Genomic DNA, 24,833 nt, shown 5'->3' with positions numbered 1-24,833 from the left:
CGGCGCCGTCGCGCGCGCCGCCCCCGTCAGATCGGCGACCAAGGCCTGTCCTCCGCCTCGTCAGCGCCATCCTCGTCGCTTTCCTTCGGCGCATCGAGCAGGGGAATCACCGCATCCAGCAGCTTGTCCACGCCCTTGCCGGTCGCGCCGGAAATGATGAAGGCCTTGCCCGCTCCGGCCTTTTTCAGATCTCCGGCGATGTCCTTCATCAGCTCGTCGCCCAGCAGATCGCCCTTGTTGAGAGCCAGCAGCTGCGGCTTCTCCTCGAGCCCTTCGCCATAATTGGCGAGCTCGTTCCGCACGATTTGCCAGGCTTCGACCGGATCGTCGCCCGTCGCGTCGATGAGGTGGATGAGCACGCGGCAGCGCTCGATATGGCCAAGAAAGCGATCGCCGATGCCCGCACCTTCCGAAGCGCCCTCGATGAGGCCGGGGATATCGGCCAGCACGAACTCGCGCCCCTTGTGCAGCACCACGCCCAGTTGCGGGCGCGTGGTGGTGAAGGGATAAGCACCGACCTTGGCCTGCGCGTTGGTCACCTGATTGATGAAAGTCGACTTGCCGGCGTTGGGCAGCCCGACGAGGCCGACATCGGCCAGCAGCTTGAGGCGCAGCCACACCCAGCGCTCATCGCCGGGCCAGCCGGTGCCATGCTGGCGCGGTGCGCGGTTGGTCGAGGTCTTGTAGCTCGCATTGCCCCGGCCGCCATCGCCGCCGCGCAGCAGGACGATGCGCTGCCCGGGCTCGGTGAAGTCGGCCAGTATCTCGCTGTAGCCCTCCTCGTCCGGCTCGGAGATGACCTGCGTGCCCACCGGCACCTTGATGACCAGATCGCCGCCGCCGGCGCCCGTGCGGTTCTTGCCGGCGCCCGGCGTTCCCCGCCGCGCCTTGAAATGCTGCGTGTAGCGGAAATCGATGAGCGTGTTGAGCCCGGGAACCGCCTCGAAGATGATGTCGCCGCCCTTGCCGCCGTCGCCGCCGTCCGGGCCGCCATATTCGACATATTTTTCGCGCCGGAAACTCACGGCTCCGGGGCCGCCCGCGCCGGAGCGAATGAAGATTTTGGCCTGATCGAGGAAATGCATCGCCGCGCCATAGGGATTTTGGCGTCAAAGGTGAAGCACTGACGACCGTCTGGGCTCCAGCACCTGCATCATAGCCTCCCACATGGGGATGGGCGGCGGATCTGCATGCGCTCATCCATGGCATCGGGCCGTGTCCCATCGTGAGAGACCTTGGCGGCACCATGGACCACATGGAAGTCGCGGCAAAAATATGCGCTATAGAGCCCGAGGGAGAGAGAAGCATGGCGAGCGCCCATAAAGAAGAGCCCAAACATCACCGCGCCACGCAGAGCGAGAAGAAGGTCATCACCGCTTCGTCGCTCGGCACCGTCTTCGAGTGGTACGATTTCTATCTGTACGGCCTGCTGGCGGTGTTCATCTCCCGGGTCTTCTTCGCCGGGGTCAACGAGACCACGGCCTTCATCCTCGCGCTGGGTGCCTTCGCGGCGGGTTTCGCGGTGCGGCCGTTCGGCGCGATCGTCTTCGGCCGGATCGGGGACATCGTCGGGCGGAAGAACACGTTCCTCGTCACGATGGGCATCATGGGCCTTTCGACGTTCGCGGTCGGCCTCCTCCCCGGCTATGACACAATCGGCATTGCCGCGCCGATCATCCTAGTGCTGCTGCGCATTCTCCAGGGTCTGGCTCTTGGCGGTGAATATGGCGGCGCTGCGACCTATGTCGCGGAACATGCGCCCAACAACAGGCGGGGCCTCTACACGAGCTTCATCCAGATCACCGCGACCTTCGGCCTGTTCGCCGCGCTGCTGGTCGTAATCGGATTCCGGACCGTCATGGGCGAGGAGAGCTTCGGCTCATGGGGCTGGCGCCTGCCGTTCCTCATCTCCATCCTGCTGCTTGGCGTCTCGATGTGGATCCGGCTGCAGCTCAACGAGAGCCCCGTTTTCCAGAAGATGAAGGAGGAGGGAAAAACCTCCAAGGCGCCGCTTTCCGAGGCTTTCGGCCAGTGGACCAACCTGCGCTGGGTTCTCGTCGCGCTGTTCGGTGCCGTCGCCGGTCAGGCCGTGGTCTGGTATACCGGCCAGTTCTACGCCCTCTTCTATCTGGAGAAGATCCTCAAGGTGGATGGGGCGACAGCCAACATCTACATCGCCATTGCCCTCGCGATGGCGACGCCTTTCTTCGTGATCTTCGGCTGGCTGTCAGACAGGATCGGGCGGAAATACATCATCCTGGGTGGCTGTGCTCTCGCTGCCGCCACCTATTTCCCTGCTTTCCACGCGCTTTCCAGTGCGGCCAATCCGGCTCTGGCCGTCGCGGTGGCGAATGCCCCGGTGACCGTCACGGCCTATCCGGATGAATGCTCGTTCCAGTTCGATCCGATCGGCAAGAACAGGTTCGACACGTCGAGTTGCGATATCGCGAAGGCCTATCTCGCGCGTAACGGCATCGACTACAGCAATGTCGCAGCGCCGGCCGGGACGATCGCTTCGGTCGCAATCGGCGGAACGACCCTGAGCGCGCCGGACCCCGCACAGCTTTCCGCACCCGACCGGGCCGAGGCGATCACGGCTTATCAGGCCTCGCTGCAGACGGCTCTCACGGACGCCGGATATCCCGCAAAGGCCGACCCGGCGCAGATCGACACGGTGAAGCTGATCGCTATCCTCTTCTACCTCGTTCTGCTGGTGACGATGGTCTACGGGCCGATCGCGGCCATGCTGGTGGAGCTTTTCCCCAGTCGCATCCGCTACACCTCGATGTCGCTGCCTTATCACATCGGCAATGGCTGGTTCGGCGGCTTCCTGCCCACCACGGCCTTCGCCATGGTCGCGGCGACGGGGAACATCTATTATGGCCTCTGGTATCCGGTCCTCGTCGCCGTCGCGACCGTGATCATCGGGCTGCTGTTCCTGCCCGAAACATTCCGGCGCAATATCGACAGCTAGCGGCTGGTCAAATGAGAGGGACGGCCGAGCGATTCCCCTCCCTGCACATGCGGCGGGAAGCAGGCGCCATCCGGGCACGATGAACCATGCCGGGGCGAATCGTCAGAAATAGCCAAGCTCGCCGAGCGGATATCCAAAAATCCCGGCGAGCCGCCGGTTCCCGGGCTCGAATGCCGCGCGTACCTCGCCCGCCAATGTCTCGGAGAGCGTGAAGCTGGTCGGCCGGCGCCGGCGCGCCAGCCTGCCGCGAAGGCGATTATAAACCGAGGCGCGCTGCTCATATTTGCGCGGCGAGATCTTCCAGCGTCCCGCCCCCGCCTGCTTGGCGTTGACGCTGCGATCCACGAGCGTCTCATGATCGATGTCCTGCTCCAGTACCGCGCCCAGGTCCGCCGCGAAGCGCCGGGCGTCGGTCGCCAGCAGTTCGAGAGGGATGAAGGTCACGTCCTGCCTGCCGAGCGCATCGATAAGCAGGCTCGCCAGCCCGGCATAATCGAACCGCTGGGAACGGCGATACAGGTCTCGCGCGGGATCGATGAGGCGGCGGCAGTCCGCCTCGAAATCCTCCTGGCCGGCCTTGTCGAGATGGCGGCTGTTCTGCGCATATGCCGATGCGATGCGTTCATCCTGCCGCCTGTGGATGGCGAGCAACTCGAATCTCTCATATCCCAACCGGCGGGCTGTCCGGGCCATGGCCGCGACATGCGCCGCGATGTGCGCGTTGGAAGGATCGGTGGTGTAGAGGGCTTCCTCACTGATCAGCAGATCCCGCGCGGCATCGGATGGAAACAGCCCCCGGACGATCTCTTCATTGTCCCACACATCTGGCGAGCAAGTGAAAATCTGTGAAACCAGACGCCGCCGGACGGGTGCGCTGCCCATGCCCTCGAAGAAATCCCCCGTCGGCGTCAGGCGAAGATCCGCGCCCTCGACCGTCGGAAACACCTTTTCCTGCAACAGCGTCGAACCACATTTCGCATAGCCCATGTGGAAAATGCACTTCGACATGTCAGCCCCCGGGGTAGCGCCTCCCCGCGCGGTCGCATGGAGGCGCAATCGGATCATGCAGTCAGGTGCCACGGCACGCAACGATCTTCTGGCGCGCGTTCAAGAGAGCCATTGCAAGGCGGGCGACGCGCCATCCCTTTGCGCTTGTGTTTGGCCTGACGGAGCGGCAAGCCGCGTTCATGCTTCCATCCGCTCCCCTGATCCACACCGAGCGCTTGCGGCTTCGCGCACACCGGCGGGAGGATTTCGCCAACTGCCGGGCGCTCTGGCAGCATCCCGAGACGATCCGCTTCATCGGTGGCGTGGCGCAGGACGATCAGGCGGTCTGGTTCCGCCTGCTGCGCTATGGCGGCATGTGGCCGATGCTGGGCTTCGGCTTCTGGGTCTTCGAGGACAAGGCCACCGGCGCCTATCTCGGCGAGGGCGGCCTGCTGGACGCCATGCGTGGCCTCGATGGACTCGCCGGGATGCCCGAGGCGGGCTGGGCCTGCATGCCGGAAGCGGCCGGTCGCGGCATTGCGACCGAAGCCATGCAGGCCGTGCTGGACTGGGCGGACCAGGCGCTCGACGCACCGCGCATCGGTTGCATCGTGGCACCGGGCAACGCGCCCTCGCTACGGGTCGCGGGAAAGCTCGGCTTCAAGGAAGTCGACCGGCCGCCTTTCCATGGCGAGCCGATCGTCCTCATGCATCGGGTGGCGCCGGCCTCTCAGGCAGCCAGGCAATCGACGTCCGCGTAGAGTTCCATTGCGGGATCGTCACGCATCTCGCCTTCGCCTGTATCCTCGTAGACCTGGCAAAGATCGGCGCGACCGCGGCCAAGGCCGTAGCGTTGCCGCGGCCGACCGACCGGCCGGAAACCGAGCTTGCGGGCGACCTTGCCTGACGCCGGATTGTCGAGAAAATGGCTGCACCCGATGTTGCGCAGGCCTGCGGCGCGGGCGATGCGCATGACGGCGCCGGCCGCTTCCGTGGCGAAGCCAAGCCCCCAGTAGCGCCTCGCGATCCAGTAGCCCAGTTCGAGCCCGCCATCCTCCTGGACGCCGATGCCGCATCCGCCGACCAGATGAGGCGTGCCATTGGTGCGCTTGACGATCAGGAACGCCGGCAGACGCGGATCGCGCTCACGCGTGAGGAAGGCATGCGCATCTGCAAGCGTGTAGGGCCACGGTGCCTTGGCAAGGTTGCGAACAATGCCTTCGTCGGCGATCGCTGCATGTAGAGCCGCCGCATCCTCGGGCCAGCCGGGACGCAGCAGCAGTCTTTGGGTCCGTGCGAACATATCTCAACTCCTGTCGATACGGCCCTGCCGCACCGAGATGACGCCTGTGAGACAGCCTTTTGACCGGGAACTGCGAACAGGGTTCGCAAGCGGCTCGCAGCTGGATGTCTCGAGGTCCCGGGCCTGACGCAACTGCCGGCCGGGAGAATCGCTCCAGGGGAGATATGAAAAAAGGGAGGAGGGGCGATCCCTTCTCCCTTGGCTTTCAGGTAAACCGGCTGTCCGGCCACCAAGGGATCGTCCCGCTGGACGATCCCACCGATCGTCCGGTTATTCCGCGGCTTCCGCCATCAGGTCCACGGACACGAACTTCCGGCCGAGCTTGCCATCGTGGAAAACCACGCGGCCCTCGGTCAGCGCGAACAGCGTGTGGTCCTTGCCGATGCCGACATTGCGGCCGGGATAGAATTTCGTGCCACGCTGGCGGACCAGAATGTTGCCGCCGATGACGCTCTGGCCACCGAACTTCTTCACGCCAAGGCGCTTGGATTCCGAATCGCGGCCGTTGCGCGACGAACCGCCAGCTTTCTTATGTGCCATGGTCTAACTCCTCGAATTTCTTCTGCGGCTCAGGCTTCGGCTTCGGCCGGTGCAGCCTCGGCCTTCTTGGCGGCCTTCTTCTTCGGCGCTTCGCCACCGATCGACACGATCTTCAGGATCGTGTGCTGCTGGCGGTGGCCATTGCGGCGCCGATAATTGTGACGGCGGCGCTTCTTGAAGACGATGACCTTCTCGCCCTTCGCCTGCGCGATGATCTCGGCCGAAACGGCCAGGCCGTTGCTGTCCTTGATCTCCGAGCCTTCGCCCGCGAGCAGGACATCGTCCAGCGTGATGGTGTCGCCGGCATTGCCAGCGAGCTTCTCAACGACGATCTTGTCTCCGGCGGCGACGCGATACTGCTTGCCGCCCGTACGCACGACAGCGAACATGGGCTTTACTTCTTTCGCTCAAATTGCTTGGCGCGAGCATGATGGCACAGCCAAAGGGTGCCCGCGCGGGAAAGTGGCCCCTTAGTGGTCGATCGGAGGCCTGTCAATGCCGCGAATCCCTCCGGCCGGCTGGAAACCGCCCTGCGAAGGCCATGATCGAAGCCTGCCGGCGCTCGTTCGCCGAGACTCGTTGAAGGACCACGGACAGTCGCCTACATGAGCGGAACCATGATCCGCCGTCTCGCCGCTTTCCTCGCCCTCTTCGCTCTCGGTTCGCTCAATGCCCATGCGCAGACGAGCGAGAGCGGACGTTACCCCTCGCTGGCGAAGCGGCCAGCCGAATCGCGCGATCGCCAACCGCCCGAGCCAGCGCCCGTGCAGCCGGCTTCCGTTGACGCCGCGCTCGCCACGCAGGTCAGCCAGCTTGCGGAAAAGGCCAGCGGCGCGGATGCCGCGTTCCGCAAGCAGCTCGACCAGGGACGCTCGCTCGTTTCCGCCGCGCGCAACGCCGCGCCGGAAAGCGAGGCCTGGGTCGCTGCCCAGATGGCGGTGAGCGCTCTGGATGGCGCGCGCTACGAGAGCATCGCGGCTCTCGCCAGCCTCGATACGCTGCATGTCGAACGGCAGAACAACGAGGATAGCGGGCGCGTCATGGCGGATCTCGCGACGATCGATCCGGTCCGGATGCAGGTGCTCGCCCTCGTCGATGCGCAGAACGACGCGCTCGATTCGCTCAGGGGCGCTCTGCGACAGCCTTGAGCGCGGCGGCATGAAGCCCGGCTTCATGCACATAGCCTTTCACGCCGCGCTGCATCCCAAGAATATCGGTTTCCGAAAGGTCACGCATATATTTGGCAGGTCGGCCGCTCCACAGCTGGCCGGACGGCATGCGCTTGCCCGGCGTGAGCATGGCCCCGGCCGCCAGCATCGCGTCGCCTTCGATCACGCACCCGTCCATCACGATCGCGCCCATGCCAACGAACGCGCGATCCTGAAGCGTGCAACCGTGGACCAGCGCCATGTGGCCGATCAGCACGTCATCGCCAATGATGGCGGGGTGCCCGCCATCGCCATAGTCGGTCTCGACGTGAATCACGCTGCCGTCCTGGATGTTCGAACGCGCGCCCAAGCGGATATGATTGATGTCCGCCCGCAATATACAATTATACCAGATGCTTGCCTGCGGCCCGATCTCCACATCGCCAATGATGACGCAGCCGGGGGCCACGAAGGCGCTGTCGTGAATCCGGGGGGTCTTGCCACCGAAGGGCAGGATGAGCGGAGCGTTCATGAGTTGGCTTCCCATTGGCTGGCGGAGATCACATGGACAATCGTGGGATTGAGGTCTGGCCCGAAACGGCAGTCCTGATAGTCCAGATCTGTCCGGCGCTGCATGCCGAGCCGTTGCATGAGGCGTTGGCTGGCGGCATTCCCCGGAACGGTCAGCGCCACAATCCGGTCCGCGCCGAATCGGCCGAAACCCAGGTCCAGAGCGGCGCTTGCCGCTTCCCGGGCATAGCCTTGCCCCCATGCGTCCTCGCGCAGGCGCCAGCCGATCTCCATCTCGCCGCTGACCGAGGAGCCGGGCGCATCCGCCCGCTTGAGGCCACAGAAGCCGAGCATGGCACCATCCGCGATGCGCTCCACGATCCAGAAGCAGAAGCCGTTCCGCGCCTGGCAGGTCATGACCCGCTCAAGAAGCGCCGCCTGCGCTGCGCAGTCCATGACACCGCCGAGCCAGCGCATGACCGCGGGCGTGTTCGTCGCCTGCAGGAACGCGGGGAGATCCGCCTCGTCCCAGCCCCGCAGCAGGAGCCGCTCGGTCCGGGCGACGGGTTCAGCCATTCAGCAACCGGGCGGCGTGAAGCGCATGATAGGTCAGCACGCCCGCGCAACCGGCGCGCTTGAAGGCCATCAGCGTCTCCAGAACCAGCGCGTCCCGCTCCCCCGCCCCGGCAGCCGCTGCCGCCTCGATCATCGCATATTCGCCGCTCACCTGATAGGCGAAGACGGGGACGTTGAAGTTCGCTTTCACGCGCGCCACGATGTCCAGATAAGGCAGACCCGGCTTCACCATCACGCTGTCCGCGCCTTCGGCGATGTCGAGCGCCACTTCGCGCAGCGCTTCGTCGCTGTTGGCGGGGTCCATCTGGTAATTCTTCTTGTCGCCCTTCAGCAGCCCGCGCGAACTGACCGCGTCCCGGAACGGACCGTAGAAGGCGGACGCATATTTGGCGGCATAGGCCATGATCTGCACATTGGCATGGCCCTCCGTTTCCAGCGCCTCGCGGATGGCGCCGATGCGCCCATCCATCATGTCGCTGGGAGCGATGATGTCCGCCCCGGCTGCTGCCTGGTTGAGCGCCTGCCCCACCAGCATGTCGACCGTGGCATCGTTGACGACATAACCGGCCTCGTCGAGCAGCCCGTCCTGACCGTGAACGGTATAGGGGTCCAGCGCGACATCCGTCAGCAGGCCGATGTCCGGGACCGCATCCTTGATGGCACGGATGGCCTGGCACATCAGATTGTCCGGGTTGAGCGCTTCGGCGCCATCGTCGCTCCGCCGGTCCGCCTGCGTGTTGGGGAAGAGCGCGAGGCAGGGGATGCCCGCCGCCGCCGCTTCCCTTGCGCGCGCCACCGCAAGATCGACCGACCAGCGGGAGACGCCCGGCAGGCTCGCGATCGGCTCGCTCACATCCCGGCCCTCGGTCACGAACAGAGGCCAGATGAAATCGGCGGGAGAAAGCCGGTTCTCCGCATGCATCGCCCGGCTCCAGCCGGTTGCACGTGTGCGACGGAGACGGAGGGCGGGATAGGCTGCGGCGTGAATATGGCTCATCGCCGCGGGATAGGCCTGCTCCGGCCCGGCTTCAAGCGCTTCGTCCCCGGCGGCGGCGCCATGCGCGCATGCCGGCCCTTCATGCGCCCTACCCAAGGCGGCCCGCGCTTGGTAACGGCGAGGCATGACCGACATTCCCGATCCGCTCGACAGCATCAAGGACCATCCCTTCGATTCCGCGCTGTCCGAGCGCTATCTCGTCTATGCCCTCTCCACGATCACGGCGCGCTCGCTGCCGGATCTGCGCGACGGGCTCAAGCCGGTCCATCGTCGCCTGCTCTGGGCCATGCGGCTGCTGCGCCTGGAACCGAGCGGCCCGGCCCCGGACGTGCTGGTCGCCAATCCTGAGCGCAACAATACCTCGTACAAGAAATGCGCGCGCGTCGTCGGTGACGTCATCGGCAAATATCATCCGCATGGCGATGCCTCGGTCTATGACGCGCTGGTGCGGCTCGCGCAGGATTTCTCGCTGCGCACGCCGCTGATCGACGGGCAGGGCAATTTCGGCAATATCGACGGCGATAACGCGGCCGCCATGCGCTACACCGAAGCGCGGCTGACGCAGGCGGCGGCGGACCTGATGACCGGGCTCGATCAAGGCACGGTCGATTTTCGCCCCACCTACAATGGCGAGGAGGAAGAGCCGGAGGTCTTCCCCGGCCTGTTCCCCAATCTGCTGGCGAATGGCGCGGCGGGCATCGCGGTGGGCATGGCGACCAGCATTCCGCCGCATAATGTCGCGGAAGTCATCGATGCGGCGAGCCTCCTCATCGATAATCCTGCGGCCGAGCATGGCGAACTGATGCAGCTCATGCGGGGGCCGGACTTCCCCACCGGGGGACTGCTGGTCGATCCGCCCTCGGTCATCTCCGATGCCTATGAGACCGGCCGTGGCAGCCTGCGCGTGCGTGCGCGCTGGCACCGGGAGGACGAAGGGCGCGGCACCTGGATCGCGGTCATCGACCAGATCCCCTATGGCGTGGCCAAGGGCAAGCTGATCGAGCAGATCGCCCAGCTCATCGCGGACAAGAAGCTGCCGATCCTCGCCGATGTGCGGGACGAATCCGACGAGGTGCTGCGCATCGTGCTGGAGCCGCGCGCGCGCACCGTCGACCCGGACGTGCTGATGGACAGCCTGTTCCGCCTGACCGATCTCGAAAGCCGCTTTCCGCTCAACATGAACGTGCTGGATGCCAGCCACACGCCGCGCGTGCTGGGGCTCAAGCCGCTGCTGACGGCCTGGCTCGCGCACCAGATCGAGGTGCTGGTCCGCCGTTCACAGCATCGCATCGACCAGATCGACAACCGGCTGGAACTGCTCGATGGCTATATCATCGCATTCCTCAATCTCGACCGGGTGATCGAGATCATCCGCACGGAGGATGAGCCCAAGCCGGTGATGATGGCGGAATTCCAGCTGACCGACCGGCAGGCCGAGGCGATCCTCAACATGCGCCTGCGGTCCTTGCGGCGGCTCGAGGAAATGGAGCTGCGGCGCGAGCGCGATTCGCTTGCGGCCGAGCGGGAGGAACTGCACAAGCTGGTCGAATCGCCGGCCCGGCAGAAGACGCGGCTCAAGAAGGATCTGGCGGAGCTGCGCAGGCGCTACACGCCGGAAAAGGGCATCGGCGCACGGCGCACTGGCCTCGAACAGGCCGCGCCGGCCCGCGAAATCCCGCTGGAAGCGATGATCGAGCGAGAACCGATCACCGTCATCATGTCCCAGCGCGGCTGGATCCGCGCGATGAAGGGCCATGTCGACCTCGACGCGACCGAAGCGCTCAAGTTCAAGGAAGGGGACGGGCCGGCCTTCGCCTTCCACGCGCAGACAACCGACAAGCTGCTGCTGGCCGGCAGCGACGGGCGGTTCTTCACGCTCGGCGCCGACAAGCTGCCGGGCGGGCGCGGATTCGGCGAGCCGGTGCGCCTGATGGTCGATCTCGCCAACGAGACGGGCATCGTTGCTCTGCTTCCCGCGCGACCGGAAGGCAGGCTGCTGCTCGCCGCCAGCGACGGCCGCGGCTTCGTTGCCTCAATGGGCGAGATCGTCGCCGAGACGCGCAAGGGGCGACAAGTGGTCAACCTGAAGGGCAATGCCACGCTGAAGGTCGTGCGGCCGATCGCGGCCGACGCCGATTCGATCGCAGTGATCGGCGAGAACCGCAAGCTCGTCATTTTCTCGCTCGCCGAACTGCCCGAGATGGCGCGCGGGCAGGGCGTGACGCTGCAGCGATATCGTGACGGCGGCCTGTCGGATGCCACCGCGCTGACACTCGCCCAAGGGCTCAGCTGGACGATGGGGGGCGAGCGCGGCCGCGTCCGGACGGAAACCGACCTTCTGCCCTGGCGCGCGGCACGGGGTGCAGCCGGCCGCATGCCGCCGAACGGATTTCCGCGCAACAACCGGTTCGACTAGAATTCGGAGCCGCAACCAGCCCGGGGGCCGAACCCGGCAGGGGCTGGAGGGGGCTGCGCGAGCGGCATCGTGGAAGCCCTGCGAGGCAAGACATTGAACGGCCAAGCAAGCTGTCGGCGGGCACGCGGTTGTTAACCTTGTTTTACATACTGCCGCTTATGCCTCGCCCTCATGACTGTCCGCGCGAAACGCGATGCGCCTTCCACGACGGCCGCTCCCCGGGTGCGGACGACCTCGAATTGCGTCTCGCGTCTTGCCGCTCAAATGGGCGCCTCGCCTACGGGATTTGAAGCCTTGCTGCGGGCGCTGCCTTACCCTGCGGCGCTGGTCTCGCGCGAGGGCGAAGACCTGAATTATTGCGCGGGCAACGATGAATTCTCCCGATTCGACGAGGAACTGAGCTCCAGCATTCCGTCACCCGATCGCAGGTCTGGCCGGGATTTCGACTGGCGCCGGCGAGCGCTCGCGATGTTCGACACCCGGCGCGCCTCCGACCGTTTCGAGCTCGAATTCCAGGGCCGACTGGGCGTTCGCGTGTTCAGTTGCACGCTGACCTGGGTGAGCGGAGCCTCGACCGACGAGGCCGGGCCGGATCACGAGATGCTGCTCTTCACGGCGACCGACCGGACCAGCGAGCGCAAGGCCGAGAGCACGCTGCGCAAGGAACTGCTGACCGACAGCCTCACCTCGCTGCCCAATCGAATCGGCTTCGTCGAGCAGATCGAATGTCTCGTCGAGGACAAGGCGGCGGTGCCCGGGAAGCCGGGCTACGCCATCATCGCGCTCGATCTCATCCGCTTCAGCCGCATCAACGAATCGCTGGGCGCCATGGCCGGCGACGAACTCATCATCACCGTCGCGCGGCGCGTGAAATCCGTCCTGCGCGCCGGCGACGTGCTCGCGCGCATCGGCGGCAACGAATTCGCGATCTTCGCGCATGTGGGGCATGGCCTGTCGGAAGTGCTGCAGATCGCGGAGCGCGTCCGCAAGGCGTTCGATTCGCCGATCCGGCTCTCGACCTATCTCATCAATGTCGAGGTGGCGCTCGGCTGCGCCCTTGCGCCGGAAGAAGACGAGGAGGCCGAAAACCTGCTCCGCCAGGCGCAGGCGGCCGTCAAGCGCGCCAAGAAGTCAGGGACGCTGGAAGTCTATCGTGCGCATGTGCTGCGCGAGGCGCTGAAGCGATTCACGCTCGAGAATCGCCTGCGCGAGGCCATCGATTGCGGACAGCTCACCATGGTCTTCCAGCCGCTCATCAATCTCCAGACAGGGGCGGTCAAAGGCTTCGAGGCGCTGGCGCGCTGGAACGATCCGGTGCTGGGCCAGGTCTCGCCTGCCGAGTTCATTCCGGTCGCCGAGGAATCGGGTCTCATCGTCCCGCTCGGGCGCTGGGCGCTGTGCGAATGTGCCCAGACGCTCGCGGATTGGGACCGGCGCTTTGGGGAACCGCTCCCGCTGACGATGAACGTCAATCTCTCGCCCGTGCAGATGGTGCGCGACAATGTCCCCCGCGCCGTCGAAGAGGCGCTGCGCTATGCCGGAATCGACGGCAGCCGTCTCACGATCGAGCTGACCGAGAGCGCGCTGATCAGTGATCCCGACAAGACACGGCAGCTCCTCGCCGCGCTGCAGGCCATGAACGTCACTGTGGCGATGGACGATTTCGGCACCGGCTTTTCCAACCTCGCCAGCTTGCAATCGCTGCCGATCGACCTGCTCAAGATCGACCGCAGCTTCGTCACCGACATGATCGGCGACGAGGACAAGGTCGCCATCATCCGCGCCATCGTCTCCCTGGCCGGCGCACTGGGCATGCAGACGACGGCCGAAGGCATCGAGAAGCGCGAAATGGCCGATGCGCTCGCGGCGCTCGGCTGCCACTACGGCCAGGGCTATTTCTTTGCCCGCCCCCTGCCGCCCGTGGAGGCCTATCGCTACTGGGTCGATCGCAGCTCAAGCACGATGATCTGAGTCGCCAGTGCCCGGGTTTCCGCCTCGGCGGGGAAGCCGGCGGCGATCCAGGCCCGCTCCAGCGCCTGCAGCGCCCGCGCGACCCTTGGCCCCGCTTCCAGTCCCATGGCGATGAGGTCACCGCCGGAAAGCGGAAGTCTGGGCACCTGCCAGTCCTTCACTGTCGCGATATCCGCCGCTTGAAAGGCATTGCCGAGCAGCATCCGGTCGATCGCACCGGTCATGCCGATCCTGTAGGCGAGTGCTTCCGGCGTTTCCGCCTCGATCGGCGCGAGCGCATTGCGCAACCGCGCGCGGGCCTTGTTGGAGAGGCGCAGGCGCGCACCGATCTGATCGGCCAGTGCCTCGTCCGGCGGCAGCAGGGCCGCAAGGCGCCGCAGAGGATCGGGAGCGACGTCCGCCTCGGCTTCCCGGGCGATCAGCATGCGCAGCCGCGCTACGCCCTGCGCATCTATCTCCGGGAGCACGGGCCTCAGCACGTCGTCCGCGATCATCGCCGCGACCACCTCGCCCGGATCCGCCACGCCCAGCAAGCGCAGCAACTCGTCGGCGATGCGCTCGCGTGACAGGGACATCAGGCTGGCGGCCCGGGCGACGCAAGCGCGATAATCGGCACTGTCCGGATCCATCGTGCCGAACCGGGCCGTGAAACGGAAATAACGCAGGATGCGCAGATGATCCTCCGCGATCCGCGCATGGGGATCGCCAATGAAGCGCACCCGCCGGGCCGCCAGATCCGCGCGTCCGTCGAAATAGTCGTGCAGCGTGCCGTCCGGCGGATCGGCATAAAGGGCATTCATCGTGAAGTCGCGTCGGGCGGCATCCTCGCGCCAGTCCGTGCCGAACGCTACGGTCGCGCGCCGCCCGTCCGTCGTGACGTCGCGGCGCAGGGTGGTGATTTCCACGGGCCAGTGATTGAGCACGGCGGTGATCGTGCCATGGGCGATGCCGGTCGGGACCGCCTTGAAGCCTGCCGCCTTCACGCGGCGCACCACGTCCTCGGGAAGAAGGACCGTGGCGATGTCGACATCCTTGACTGAGATGCCCAGCAGCGAATCGCGCACCGCGCCGCCCACGAAACGCGCGGCGCCTTCGCCAGCGCCGAGCGCGTCGCACAGCGCGGTGAGTCCGGCGCGCGCGCGCCAGTCGGCAGGGGGCAATCGCTCCGGCAAGGTGAGTGTCACGAAAGCGTCCCCGCCAGATTCGAATCGGCCGCTTCGATGCGGCGGGCGAGATTGACCAGCATGGCGGCGGTCACGCCCCAGATCCGCCGGTCCTGCCAGAGATATTCATAATAAGTGCGCTCGCCCCCCTGCCACTCGACCGTCCGCAGGGCCCGGTTCGCGGGATCGAGCAGGAAATCGAGCGGCACTTCGAAAATGGCGTCCACTTCCGCTTCCGAGGGACGCAAGGCCAGATCCGGCGGGACGATCCCCACGATCGGCTCGATCGAGAAGCCCGTGCCCGTGCGGAACTGGTCGGAGCGCCCCACCACGTCCACGACATCGCGCGGCATCGCGATTTCCTCTTCTGCCTCGCGCAATGCGGCGGCGACGGCATCGGCATCCTCCGGGTCAAGGCGCCCGCCGGGAAACGCCACCTGCCCGGCATGCGCGCGCAGGCCACCGTGACGGAGCGTGAGAATGAGCCCCGGATCCCGCCGGTCGGTAATGGCGATGAGCACGGCGGCAGGCGTGAAGGGACCGTCCGGTGTTGGACGATCCCGGTACAGGAACACATCCTGCGTCTGCGCCTGATCGAGCGCGGGCGCCAGCGCGGCGGCGAGGCGTCTGCGCAACATCATGCCCGCGGCTCGAGAAGATGGAAGGCGCCGCCAGCCCAGAGGCCCGGCGCCTCGCTCCCCGCCTCCAGCGCGATTTCGGCAAGGGCATAATAGACCGGACGCGTGATCCGGGCGCGCAGGCCGGCATCGAGCAGGAGATAGGGGCGCGGCCCCGTTTCGCCGGCTTCCACCAGAATGGCATGCGCGGCATCTGCCTCCACCCACGCGCCGGTCGCACCGATCCGGAAGCGGAGCCGCCGCGCTTCGCCGCTGCCCTCGCAGGCCATGTCCACGGCCATCAGGGGCGCGTCTTCCACATCGATGTCGAGCATCTCGACAGGGGTCACCAGGACATGGCGACCGTCGGGCTCGCGCCGCAGCAGCCGCGCGAACAGGCGCGTCAGCTCGGGACGGACAATGGGGCGACCTTCATGATGCCAGTTGCCCTCGGCATCGATCCGCATGGCACTGTGCCCGCAATGGGGGGGATGCCACTGCTCGACCGGGTAACGCCGGTCCCCGGCCGGCTCTTCCGGCACGCCGGCGATGGTCGGTTCCTGGGGTGATCCGGTGGGAGCAGCAGTCATGGATCAGCAGATAGGCATGCGGAGGCGACTTGGCAAAGGGCGCGCGCGAGCGGGAGGGCAACCTCCGGCCTGCGCGCTCAGGGCGTGACGGTCGCCTGCAGGGATGGCTGCGGCAATGCCGTGCGGGGACCAAGCATGCCTATGGGCGGCAGTACGATGTCGGCAGGCGCCCTCGTCAGGAGCCGGTGCCGTTCGACCGGGCCCGGCACGTCCCACTGCCCCGTCGCATCGGCCGAGAAGCCCCAGAAGCGGCCATAATATTCCGGATCCCCGATCATCACCAGCGGATCGGCGCCATGCGCATCGACCGTCTCGATCAGCCGGTCCATGAGCGCGCGCCCGATGCCATGGCGCTGCTGGTCGGGCACCACGGCGACCGGGCCAACCATGACGAGCGGCGCCGGCCCGCCCTGCGGCCCATGCAGAGCCACGGGCCAGGATTGCAACGTGCCGATGAGCCGATCGTCCGAATCATAAGCGGCGAAGCTCAGGTCCGTGAACCAGGCCATTCCCAGACGGATGCGATAGGCCGTGCGGCCGTGACGATTCGGACCGAATGCCTCATCCAGCAACCGGGTGATTGCCGCATCGCCTGCGCCTGCGAGTTCCCTGATCCGTGTCACCGCTTGCCGTTGGACCTCCAACCGGGCAATAGCGCCCGAGGCGGCGGCCTTTAGCGGTTCGCGCCCAAATGAAAAGGGCAATTCGAGGTTAGTCATGGTGCAGCCGCAAATGCAGTCCATGTCGATGGACGACATGCTGGTGCTGGAGATCGACGATCTGGAGGTCGATGTGCTCACCGGCATCTATTCCGAGGAGACGCACCTGCCCCAGCCGTTGCGCATCAGCGTGCGCGCGCTGCTGGCGCATGCCGGGCATTATGAGCCCGATTCGCCGCTCGGCCTCTCCAAGAACTACATGGACCTCAAGCACGCCGCGACGACCGCGATCACGCGCGGCCAGCATTTCACGCTGATCGAGGCGGTCGCCGACCACATCATCGACACGATCTTCCTGCAGGACAGGAAAGCACTGCACGTCACGGTCAAGATCGTGAAGCTGGCGCTTTCCGAGCGTGGCGAGAAGATCGGGATCACGCTGTCACGCTGGCGGAAATGACCGGCCGTCGCCGGCGGCCATGACTGCCGGCGCCCCCGCCTACATCTTGAGACCGATCTCGCGCAGCCGCTGGTGCAGATAGTCATGCGCGGTGATCGGCGGCTCGCGCAGCGGGTTGTCCGCGGTCACGCATTGCGGCAGCGCCTCGATCAGCACATCCGGCTCGAGATGCAGGAAGAAGGGCATGGAGTAACGCGGGATGTGACGCCGCTCGACCGGCGGATTGACCACGCGATGGCTCGTCGAGGGTAGCACATGGTTGGTCAGGCGCTGGAGCATGTCGCCCACATTGATGACCAGCGCGCCGGGCGGCGGCGTCGCCGCGATCCAGTTGCCGCTCTTGGTGAGGAGTTGCAGGCCACCTTCCTCCGCACCGAGCAGGAGCGTGATGAGATTGATGTCTTCATGCGCGCCGGCTCGAATGCCCGGAGCATCCGCCGAGACGGGCGGGTAATGCAACAGGCGCAGGATGGAATTGCCCTCGTCGATCTTCGCGTCGAACCAGTCCGCCGGCAGTCCGAGATGGCGCGCCACGCCGGAGAGGATCTTCGCCCCGGCGACATCGAACGCCGCGAACAGGGACGAGAAGACGTCCTGGAAGCCCTCGATCTCGCTCGGCCAGAGATTGGGCGGCATGTCCGCGGCGAGCGGATGACCGGCCGGCAGTTCACGACCGACGTGCCAGAACTCCTTGAGGTCATTCTCGCTCGCGCCCTTGGCGATTTCGGTTCCGAAGGCCGTATAGCCCCGCTGCCCCGCGCCACCGGGCACGAGATAGGCGCGCTTCGCCTCATCCGGCAGCGCGAAAAACGCCTTGGCCAGGGCCCAGCCGCGGGCAATCAGATCGGGATCCATGCCGTGATCCGACACCACGGCAAAGCCATATTCGCGGAAGCTGCGACCGAGCGCGTCGGCGAAGTCGTCGGCGCTGAGGCTGGCAAGCGAAAGGACAGGAACCTGCTCGGGCAGGATAGTCTGGGACATGCGTGTGACTCGTTGACGAAGTGATCCGATGGGCGCCTGACTAGGCCTTCTCGTGTGGCCTGTCACCTGCAGGGGATTGCGCGGGCGGGATCGTCGTGGAAAGGCGGGCCGCCATCCATCCGCGACAGGAACAGACATGCGCTACTGGCTGATGAAATCGGAACCCGACGTGTTCTCCTGGGACGATCTGGTCGAGAAAGGACGCGCCGAGTGGGACGGCGTGCGCAATCACGCCGCCCAGCTCAACATGAAGACCATGGCGCTCGGCGACCGCGCGCTGTTCTACCACAGCAATATCGGCCTCGAAGCGGTAGGCATCATGGAGATCGTCCGCACGGCCAAGCAGGACAGTACCGATCCCACCGGCAAATGGATCGCCGTGGAAGTGGCGCCGGTGGAGAAATTGCCGCAGCCAGTGACCCTCAAGGCCATCAAGGCCGAGCCCGCTCTTGCCGGCATGGCGATGATCCGGCAGTCGCGCCTGTCCGTCTCGCCGGTCGCCGACGCTGAATATGATTGCATCCTGCGCATGGCCGGCGCTGCGAGCTGAGCCTTTTCCTTCCCGGCGCTGCGCCGTGCTAAGGCGGACCTGAGCACCTGGCATGGAAGTCGCTCAGCGCCCTGAAGCGCCGCCCAATGACCCGACGATACCGCTCCAACAGGGCGCTGTGGTCTGGAAGTTTACAAAGATGACGATACGTCCGTGTCATCTTCCGCTTCCATGACCTTTGAATGCGGCGGACGCCAGAGCCTGTCCCGCCAAGCCTGTGTGGCCTGAGCGGGCGATGGCACCCCGAGCATGAGAAAGAGCCCTGCCTTGCCTGCCCTGTCGCCGACGGAAGCAGGCGTCCGGCAGGCCTGCCATGGCGGAGGGGCTGTAGGACAGGGAAAAGCGCGGCGGATGAGGATGACGCGCCTCGCGAGACCGCGCTTTCCGGCCATCCGCACGGCTTATCCCCGGACTTATCCACCTTAATCCACAGATTTGCTGGGGCAATGGTGCTGGCTAAGCCAGATTCCACTTGGCACGACTCGTCGCCCATGAGAGCATTCTTCTTACGGAGTGCCAAAAAGCCCAAGAGAAATCAGAAGCTTAGGGGTATTTTCGAGGGATTTTGCGGTGTGCGCGGCCACGCGCTGCCTGCATCATACCCGCCCCGTCGGATATGCTGGCTGCCTTGCGGGGTGGACAGCGAGATGATGGGATGGAGCATGAAGCCTGTCGTCTAGACAAGCGACGTGGTCCGGCAAGGTTAGGCCTGTGCTGCCTGCGGGCGGCCTGGCCAGCCTGATCCTCGATGGCTACCCAGCCGGACGGGATCGCGGCTTCTCGCGGACCTCGCGTCTTCGGGAAGCCCGGCGCGCCTGCCCTTTCGGCGGGAAGGCGCCATGCCAGTCGCCGGATGTCCGGAAACGGACTGGAAGGCGATGGTGCAGTGGGGGTCGGCAGCAATGTCGGCCCCCATTTGATTTTGTGCGAGGCTCGGCCGAGGCCCTTCGCCTGCTCCGGGCGCCCCGCCCTTCCCCCCTCTCACGAGCGGAAAAGGAAACGGGCCGGGCGACATGCGCCCGACCCGTCCAGATTTGTCGTTGATGCCGCCGTCAGGCGAACGAAACGCGCGTGGCGCTGCGGCGCATCGCGAGACCCGTCAGGGCGAAACCGCCGATCAGCATCGCCCAGGTGGCCGGCTCAGGCACGGCGGGCGGCGGGGTCAGCGCTTCGATCGAGAGCGTGACGCCCTGGACCGAACCGGCATCGAAGAGATTGACGTCGCTGATGAACAGCTTCCAGGTGCCATTGGCATCCTCGCCGTTGAACAGGTCGAGATTGGTTCCGTCGATCAGGAGCGAAAGCACCGGGCCGACCGAATAGGCCGACGGCTTGTAGGAGCCGCTCGGGATGTTGAAGTTCGTGCCGCCGAAGCTGTTCGGCATGGCAGCGGCCGCCGACTGGTCGAAGGTGACCGTGTCGTTGTTCCAGTTCGCGGGGCCACCAGCCTCGTTCATGAGCAGGACGCGCGTACCGGCGGCCGAGACCAGGATCATCTGGAGATCGTCCGAATAGCTGTGCGTCAGGCCGGTGAGCGTCACGTTCACGTCCGTCACGGTGCCGAGGCCAGAGACAGCGAACTCGATCGGAAAGTCAGCAGCCGGACCGAAGGTGCCGCTGCCCGGAATGGCGGTCGGGCCCGTGAAGGTGAAGTCCACGGCCAGAGCCGGTGTAGCGCCGATCAGGGCGCCGATGATGGCGAGTGTCTTTACTGAACGCACTGAAGTTCTCCCACTTGATTAGGTGAGTAGGCATAACTTCAGGGACAGATTTGTCGCAAAATGTATTTATGGAAATTAACCTTAATATTCCCATAATTGCACGGCCTCGGGAGGGATGACTGAGGTGGATGGATTTTTATTGGTTAACGAGGGTGCCTGTCTTTGCACTGTTGTCTCTGCGCCGGGCCAAAGTGCCCTGTAGCTCGGCCTGGTTATATGTCGCGGCGCGGCCGGATCGAGGGTCGATGCTCCGACGCCCGCCGATTCGCGCTGTCTTGCCAGACGTGATTCGACGCCCGAACGAAACCGGGCATCCAGCCATCAGCCAGGCGCGGCACTGGTCCCTGTGCAGAGCGACGGAAAACAAGAAGGCCGCCGGTTGCCCGGCGGCCCTCCCAATCGATTGATCTGGCGTAGGACTTAGAAGTCCATGCCACCCATGCCGCCGGGCATGGCCGGAGCGGCCGGCTTGTCGTCCGGCAGCTCGGCGATCGTCGCCTCGGTGGTGATGAGCAGGCCGGCAACCGAGGCAGCGTCCTGCAGGGCAGCGCGCACGACCTTGGTGGGGTCGATGACGCCGGCGGCGACCAGGTTCTCGTAAACGTCCGTCGCGGCATTGAAGCCGAGCGTCACGTCGCCGCCATCGAGCAGCTTGCCTGCAACGACGGCACCGTCGGCACCGGCGTTCTCGGCGATCTGACGAACCGGAGACTGCAGGGCGCGACGGATGATGTCGATGCCGCGGGTCTGGTCGTCATTGGCGCCCTTGAGGCCTTCCAGCGCCTTGGTGGCGTAGAGGAGAGCCGTACCGCCGCCGGGGACGATACCTTCTTCCACGGCAGCGCGCGTGGCGTGCAGCGCGTCGTCGACGCGGTCCTTGCGCTCCTTCACCTCGACCTCGGTCGCGCCGCCAACCTTGATGACGGCAACGCCGCCGGCCAGCTTGGCAAGACGCTCCTGCAGCTTCTCGCGGTCATAATCGGACGTCGTCGTCTCGATCTGAGCGCGGATCTGCTCGACGCGGCCCTTGATGGCTTCCGCATCGCCGGCACCATCGACGAGGGTCGTGTTGTCCTTGTCGATCGTGACGCGCTTGGCCTGGCCGAGCATGCCCAGCGTGACATTCTCGAGCTTGATGCCGAGGTCCTCGCTGATCATCTGGCCGTTGGTCAGGATCGCGATGTCTTCGAGCATCGCCTTGCGACGATCACCGAAGCCCGGCGCCTTGACGGCGGCGATCTTCAGGCCGCCACGCAGCTTGTTGACGACGAGCGTGGCCAGAGCCTCACCCTCGATGTCCTCGGCGATGATGAGCAGCGGACGACCCGACTGCACCACGGCCTCGAGAATCGGCAGCATCGACTGGAGCGAGGACAGCTTCTTCTCGTGGATGAGGATGTAGGGATCGGCGAGCTCGACCTGCATCTTCTCGGGGTTGGTGATGAAGTAGGGCGAGAGGTAGCCGCGGTCGAACTGCATGCCCTCGACGACGTCGAGCTCGAAGTCGAGACCCTTGGCCTCTTCAACGGTGATGACGCCTTCCTTGCCGACCTTCTCCATCGCTTCGGCGATCTTCTCGCCGACTTCGACATCGCCATTGGCCGAAATGATGCCGACCTGCGCGATTTCCGACGAACCTGCGACGGGCTTGGAACGGGCCTTGAGATCATCGACGACCTTGATCACGGCGAGATCGATGCCGCGCTTGAGGTCCATCGGGTTCATGCCGGCCGCGACCGACTTCATGCCCTCGCGAACGATCGACTGGGCCAGGACCGTGGCGGTCGTGGTGCCGTCACCAGCGACGTCATTGGTCTTGCTGGCGACTTCGCGCACCATCTGTGCGCCCATGTTCTCGAACTTGTCCTTGAGCTCGATCTCCTTGGCGACGGAGACGCCGTCCTTGGTGATCCGGGGCGCGCCGAAGCTCTTGTCGATGACGACGTTGCGGCCCTTGGGGCCGAGCGTCACCTTGACGGCATCGGCGAGGATGTCGACGCCGCGCAGGATGCGCTCGCGGGCGTCGCGGGAAAATTTGACGTCCTTGGCTGCCATGATTGCTTTCCTCTACTTTCTGAGTTCTGGATGGACTTGCCGGCGATGGATCGCGATCAGGCGATCACGCCGAGAATGTCGCTTTCCTTCATGATGAGCAGGTCTTCACCATCGACCTTGACCTCGGTGCCGGACCACTTGCCGAACAGGACGCGGTCGCCGGTCTTGACGTCGAGCGGGGTCACCTTGCCATCTTCGGCCTTGGAACCGGTGCCGACGGCGACGATCTCGCCTTCCTGCGGCTTTTCCTTGGCGGAGTCCGGAATGATGATGCCGCCGGCGGTCTTCTCATCGGCTTCGATGCGGCGAACGAGCACGCGATCGTGCAGCGGACGAAATGCCATTCTCTACTGTCCTTTCCTATGGGCGTGGCCCGTTCCGGCTGGCGGTATCAGTGCTGATGGCATCGAGCCTTGCCGATGGCACCGGTGATCACCAGATTCGGTTCGTTCCCCGCTCGTGAATCAGGTTGTTAGCACTGTTCCTGGGTGAGTGCTAGCAGGCGCCATATGGGCGGCCGCCGGAGTTGGTCAAGGGGAGAGCAGCGAAAAGTTATCTCTCGCCGTGAAGCCCCCGCGACTCTCCACAGCCGTCCCGGATGAGGCTTGGCCTGCGCCGGCCTTCAGCGGAGCGCGCTCCCGCCCGCCCCGGCCGCACAAGGCCGGGTGCATCGCGGCCGAAGATGCGCTAGGCGATGCGCTTCGCGAAGGAGATTGATCGTGCTCAGCATCGTGAGAGGCGCCTGGAAACTGCTGGTGGCCATCAAGGACGGACTGGTTCTCCTGTTCCTCATCCTGTTCTTTGCGCTGCTCTATGCCGGGCTGAAGATGGCGCGGGTGGATACCGGTTTTCCGGCCAGCGGCGCACTCCACATCGCGCTGGATGGCCCGATCGTGGAACAGCCGCACAGCGCGGACGGCTTCTCGCGGCTGACCGGATCCGCCGGCCAGACCGAATATCGCCTGCGCGACGTGGTCGGCGCCATCGAGGGGGCAGCCAGCGACAGCGCGGTCAAGGCGGTGGTGCTCGATCTCGATGGCTTCGGCGGAGGCGGGCAGGTCGCCATGGAACGCGTCGGCGAAGCGCTGGACAAGGTGCGCGCGGCCGGCAAGCCGGTGCTCGCACACGCCACTTATTATGACGATGACGGCTATCTGCTGGCCGCCCATGCCAGCGAAGTGTGGCTCTCGCCGATGGGCATGGTGGGCGTGACCGGCCCGGGTGGCAGCAATCTCTACTACAAGGGCCTCATCGACAAGCTCGGCGCGAAGACACATGTCTATCGCGTCGGCACCTACAAGAGCGCGGTGGAACCATTCATCCGGACGGACCAGTCGCCGGAAGCCAGGGCAGCCAGCGAGGCGCTGGTCAAGGCGATCTGGGGCGGCTGGCTCGAGAATGTCGCCAAGGCGCGTCCCAAGGCGAAGGTGGAAGCTTATCTCGCCGATCCGCTCGCGCTGCTGCGCGGCCAGGGCGGCGATACGGCAAAGGCGGCGCAGGCGGCCGGGCTCGTGGACAAGCTCGGAGACGAGATCGCCTTCGGCAAGCGGATTGCCGAGCTGGCCGGGACGGCGGACGATGGCGGCCCCGGCGATTTCAAGGCCATTCCCTTCTCGCCTTATGCCCGTCGCCACACCTCGGGCCAGGGCGGGCAAGTGGGTATCATCACCGTGGCCGGCGAGATCGTCGATGGTGAAGCGCCCCCGGGATTCGCGGGCGGAACCACGGTGGCAAACCTCATTCGCGATGCCCTGAGCGACGCCCAGATCAAGGCTCTGGTGCTGCGCGTCGATTCGCCCGGCGGATCGGCGGCGGCCTCCGAGGAGATCCGGTCGGCGCTGGTCGCGGCCAGATCGCAGGGACTGCCGGTGGTCGTATCGATGGGGAATGTGGCTGCGAGCGGCGGCTATTGGGCCAGCACCGCCGGGGACGTCGTGTTCGCGGAGCCTGCCACCATCACCGGGTCAATCGGCGTGTTTGGCATCCTGCCGAGCTTCGAAACGACTCTGGCGAAGATCGGCATCACCAGCGACGGCGTCAAGGCGACCGCGCTCTCCGGGGAGCCCGATGTGGTGGGTGGCATCAGCCCGGCGTTCGACGCCCTGGCGCAAGCCAGCGTGGAGGATATCTACGGCAAGTTCATCGGCCTCGTCGCCGCTTCCCGCAAGCTCACGCCACAGCGCGTGGACGAGATCGGCCAGGGGCGCGTGTGGGATGGCGGCACGGCCCATCAGCTCAAGCTTGTCGACAGGTTCGGCGGCATCGAGGATGCTATCGCGGAAGCCGCGCGGCGTGCCAGGCTGAGCGGCAGTGCGGCTCGCGGGCGTTATTTCGACCCTGAGCCGGATCGGTTCACCCAAGTGCTGGCAGCGATTTTCGGCGCGGACGAGGTTTCCGCCCGCGCTGCGCCGCGTGACTGGCTGAGCCTTGCCGCCCGGCAACAGCAGCATGTCGCGCAGCGGATCGTCGCTGATCTTCAGGGGCTGATGGACGGCGCGGCGATCCGGGCCGATTGCCTCGAGTGCCGCGCGTTCGTGCCGGGCCGCGCGCCCGCCCCCGCCTCGAACAGCGGGTGGCTGACCGCCCTGTTCCGGCAGCAGATGGGCTCGTGA

At 65.7% G+C, this 24,833-nt stretch carries 24 protein-coding genes; 8 read left to right on the top strand and 16 right to left on the bottom strand.

Features of this window, described 5'->3' with window-relative positions; translation table 11 throughout:
• Positions 1 to 26 precede the first annotated feature (26 nt).
• Positions 27 to 1,085: a GTPase ObgE gene (obgE, locus tag SLG_RS00495; protein WP_014074430.1), complete on the bottom strand. Its 1,059-nt coding sequence runs from the start codon at positions 1,083 to 1,085 to the stop codon at positions 27 to 29.
• Positions 1,086 to 1,306: 221 nt separating this feature from the next.
• On the opposite strand from obgE, the gene SLG_RS00490 reads away from it, so the two are divergent.
• Positions 1,307 to 2,974 (top strand): MFS transporter, encoded by a 1,668-nt coding sequence (locus tag SLG_RS00490; RefSeq protein ID WP_014074429.1) that lies wholly within the window; start codon positions 1,307 to 1,309, stop codon positions 2,972 to 2,974.
• Positions 2,975 to 3,076: 102 nt separating this feature from the next.
• On the opposite strand, the gene SLG_RS00485 is transcribed toward SLG_RS00490, so the two are convergent.
• Positions 3,077 to 3,982 carry a hypothetical protein gene (locus SLG_RS00485; protein ID WP_041391657.1) on the bottom strand — a complete coding sequence of 302 codons (906 nt, stop codon included), beginning with the start codon at positions 3,980 to 3,982 and terminating at the stop codon, positions 3,077 to 3,079.
• A gap of 179 nt (positions 3,983 to 4,161) precedes the next feature.
• On the opposite strand from SLG_RS00485, the gene SLG_RS00480 reads away from it, so the two are divergent.
• Positions 4,162 to 4,722 carry a GNAT family N-acetyltransferase gene (locus SLG_RS00480; protein WP_014074427.1) on the top strand — a complete coding sequence of 187 codons (561 nt, stop codon included), beginning with the start codon at positions 4,162 to 4,164 and terminating at the stop codon, positions 4,720 to 4,722.
• Here SLG_RS00480 and SLG_RS00475 read toward each other — a convergent pair.
• From SLG_RS00475 to rplU, 3 genes are all read right to left on the bottom strand, one after another.
• Positions 4,692 to 5,264: a GNAT family N-acetyltransferase gene (locus SLG_RS00475; RefSeq protein WP_014074426.1), complete on the bottom strand. Its 573-nt coding sequence runs from the start codon at positions 5,262 to 5,264 to the stop codon at positions 4,692 to 4,694. The genes SLG_RS00480 and SLG_RS00475 overlap by 31 nt on opposite strands.
• Before the next feature lie 270 nt (positions 5,265 to 5,534).
• Positions 5,535 to 5,804, bottom strand: coding sequence for a 50S ribosomal protein L27 (gene rpmA / locus SLG_RS00470; RefSeq protein WP_014074425.1), 270 nt, complete (start codon positions 5,802 to 5,804; stop codon positions 5,535 to 5,537).
• A gap of 29 nt (positions 5,805 to 5,833) precedes the next feature.
• Complete coding sequence (gene rplU, locus SLG_RS00465; RefSeq protein ID WP_014074424.1) at positions 5,834 to 6,193, bottom strand: 50S ribosomal protein L21; 360 nt, start codon at positions 6,191 to 6,193, stop codon at positions 5,834 to 5,836.
• Positions 6,194 to 6,409: 216 nt separating this feature from the next.
• On the opposite strand from rplU, the gene SLG_RS00460 reads away from it, so the two are divergent.
• Entirely contained in the window at positions 6,410 to 6,952 is a 543-nt protein-coding gene (locus SLG_RS00460; RefSeq protein WP_014074423.1) for a hypothetical protein, read from the top strand.
• On the opposite strand, the gene SLG_RS00455 is transcribed toward SLG_RS00460, so the two are convergent.
• The 3 genes from SLG_RS00455 to hemB are packed head-to-tail and all read right to left on the bottom strand — an operon-like array spanning position 6,927 to position 9,026.
• Positions 6,927 to 7,484, bottom strand: coding sequence for a gamma carbonic anhydrase family protein (locus SLG_RS00455; protein ID WP_014074422.1), 558 nt, complete (start codon positions 7,482 to 7,484; stop codon positions 6,927 to 6,929). The two genes, SLG_RS00460 and SLG_RS00455, sit on opposite strands and share 26 nt — an antisense overlap.
• A complete protein-coding gene (locus SLG_RS00450; protein ID WP_014074421.1) occupies positions 7,481 to 8,038 on the bottom strand; it encodes a GNAT family N-acetyltransferase in 558 nt (185 codons plus the stop codon). The genes SLG_RS00455 and SLG_RS00450 overlap by 4 nt, the downstream gene beginning before the upstream one ends.
• Positions 8,031 to 9,026, bottom strand: coding sequence for a porphobilinogen synthase (gene hemB / locus SLG_RS00445; RefSeq protein ID WP_148276660.1), 996 nt, complete (start codon positions 9,024 to 9,026; stop codon positions 8,031 to 8,033). Before hemB ends, SLG_RS00450 begins: the two co-directional genes overlap by 8 nt.
• A gap of 133 nt (positions 9,027 to 9,159) precedes the next feature.
• On the opposite strand from hemB, the gene parC reads away from it, so the two are divergent.
• Both parC and SLG_RS00435 read left to right on the top strand, forming a co-directional pair.
• Positions 9,160 to 11,451 carry a DNA topoisomerase IV subunit A gene (gene parC, locus SLG_RS00440; protein ID WP_014074419.1) on the top strand — a complete coding sequence of 764 codons (2,292 nt, stop codon included), beginning with the start codon at positions 9,160 to 9,162 and terminating at the stop codon, positions 11,449 to 11,451.
• Between the two features lie 264 nt (positions 11,452 to 11,715).
• Positions 11,716 to 13,422 (top strand): putative bifunctional diguanylate cyclase/phosphodiesterase, encoded by a 1,707-nt coding sequence (locus SLG_RS00435; protein ID WP_231848712.1) that lies wholly within the window; start codon positions 11,716 to 11,718, stop codon positions 13,420 to 13,422.
• On the opposite strand, the gene SLG_RS00430 is transcribed toward SLG_RS00435, so the two are convergent.
• The 4 genes from SLG_RS00430 to SLG_RS00415 form a co-directional block, all read right to left on the bottom strand.
• Positions 13,386 to 14,594: a CCA tRNA nucleotidyltransferase gene (locus tag SLG_RS00430; RefSeq protein WP_041392267.1), complete on the bottom strand. Its 1,209-nt coding sequence runs from the start codon at positions 14,592 to 14,594 to the stop codon at positions 13,386 to 13,388. The two genes, SLG_RS00435 and SLG_RS00430, sit on opposite strands and share 37 nt — an antisense overlap.
• Positions 14,595 to 14,602: 8 nt before the next feature.
• Positions 14,603 to 15,226, bottom strand: coding sequence for a CoA pyrophosphatase (locus SLG_RS00425; RefSeq protein WP_014074416.1), 624 nt, complete (start codon positions 15,224 to 15,226; stop codon positions 14,603 to 14,605).
• Positions 15,223 to 15,792 carry a DUF1285 domain-containing protein gene (locus tag SLG_RS00420; RefSeq protein ID WP_014074415.1) on the bottom strand — a complete coding sequence of 190 codons (570 nt, stop codon included), beginning with the start codon at positions 15,790 to 15,792 and terminating at the stop codon, positions 15,223 to 15,225. The genes SLG_RS00425 and SLG_RS00420 overlap by 4 nt, the downstream gene beginning before the upstream one ends.
• A gap of 77 nt (positions 15,793 to 15,869) precedes the next feature.
• Positions 15,870 to 16,415: a GNAT family N-acetyltransferase gene (locus SLG_RS00415; RefSeq protein ID WP_014074414.1), complete on the bottom strand. Its 546-nt coding sequence runs from the start codon at positions 16,413 to 16,415 to the stop codon at positions 15,870 to 15,872.
• A 94-nt stretch (positions 16,416 to 16,509) separates the two neighbouring features.
• On the opposite strand from SLG_RS00415, the gene SLG_RS00410 reads away from it, so the two are divergent.
• Positions 16,510 to 16,911: a dihydroneopterin aldolase gene (locus tag SLG_RS00410; protein WP_014074413.1), complete on the top strand. Its 402-nt coding sequence runs from the start codon at positions 16,510 to 16,512 to the stop codon at positions 16,909 to 16,911.
• A gap of 39 nt (positions 16,912 to 16,950) precedes the next feature.
• On the opposite strand, the gene SLG_RS00405 is transcribed toward SLG_RS00410, so the two are convergent.
• Entirely contained in the window at positions 16,951 to 17,895 is a 945-nt protein-coding gene (locus tag SLG_RS00405; protein WP_014074412.1) for an isopenicillin N synthase family dioxygenase, read from the bottom strand.
• 136 nt (positions 17,896 to 18,031) lie between these two features.
• Between SLG_RS00405 and SLG_RS00400 the strand changes: the two genes are divergently transcribed.
• Positions 18,032 to 18,445: an EVE domain-containing protein gene (locus tag SLG_RS00400; protein WP_014074411.1), complete on the top strand. Its 414-nt coding sequence runs from the start codon at positions 18,032 to 18,034 to the stop codon at positions 18,443 to 18,445.
• A gap of 1,052 nt (positions 18,446 to 19,497) precedes the next feature.
• Here SLG_RS00400 and SLG_RS00395 read toward each other — a convergent pair.
• The 3 genes from SLG_RS00395 to groES form a co-directional block, all read right to left on the bottom strand.
• Positions 19,498 to 20,166 carry a PEPxxWA-CTERM sorting domain-containing protein gene (locus tag SLG_RS00395; RefSeq protein ID WP_014074410.1) on the bottom strand — a complete coding sequence of 223 codons (669 nt, stop codon included), beginning with the start codon at positions 20,164 to 20,166 and terminating at the stop codon, positions 19,498 to 19,500.
• 420 nt (positions 20,167 to 20,586) lie between these two features.
• Entirely contained in the window at positions 20,587 to 22,221 is a 1,635-nt protein-coding gene (gene groL / locus SLG_RS00390) for a chaperonin GroEL (protein WP_014074409.1), read from the bottom strand.
• A gap of 56 nt (positions 22,222 to 22,277) precedes the next feature.
• Positions 22,278 to 22,565, bottom strand: coding sequence for a co-chaperone GroES (gene groES, locus SLG_RS00385; RefSeq protein WP_014074408.1), 288 nt, complete (start codon positions 22,563 to 22,565; stop codon positions 22,278 to 22,280).
• 375 nt (positions 22,566 to 22,940) lie between these two features.
• Between groES and sppA the strand changes: the two genes are divergently transcribed.
• Positions 22,941 to 24,833 carry a signal peptide peptidase SppA gene (gene sppA / locus SLG_RS00380; protein ID WP_014074407.1) on the top strand — a complete coding sequence of 631 codons (1,893 nt, stop codon included), beginning with the start codon at positions 22,941 to 22,943 and terminating at the stop codon, positions 24,831 to 24,833.

The organism is Sphingobium sp. SYK-6, from assembly GCF_000283515.1.
Lineage (GTDB): Bacteria > Pseudomonadota > Alphaproteobacteria > Sphingomonadales > Sphingomonadaceae > Sphingobium > Sphingobium lignivorans.
The sequence above is the reverse complement of the archived record's forward strand: the minus strand, read 5'-3'. Positions and strand labels throughout refer to the sequence as shown.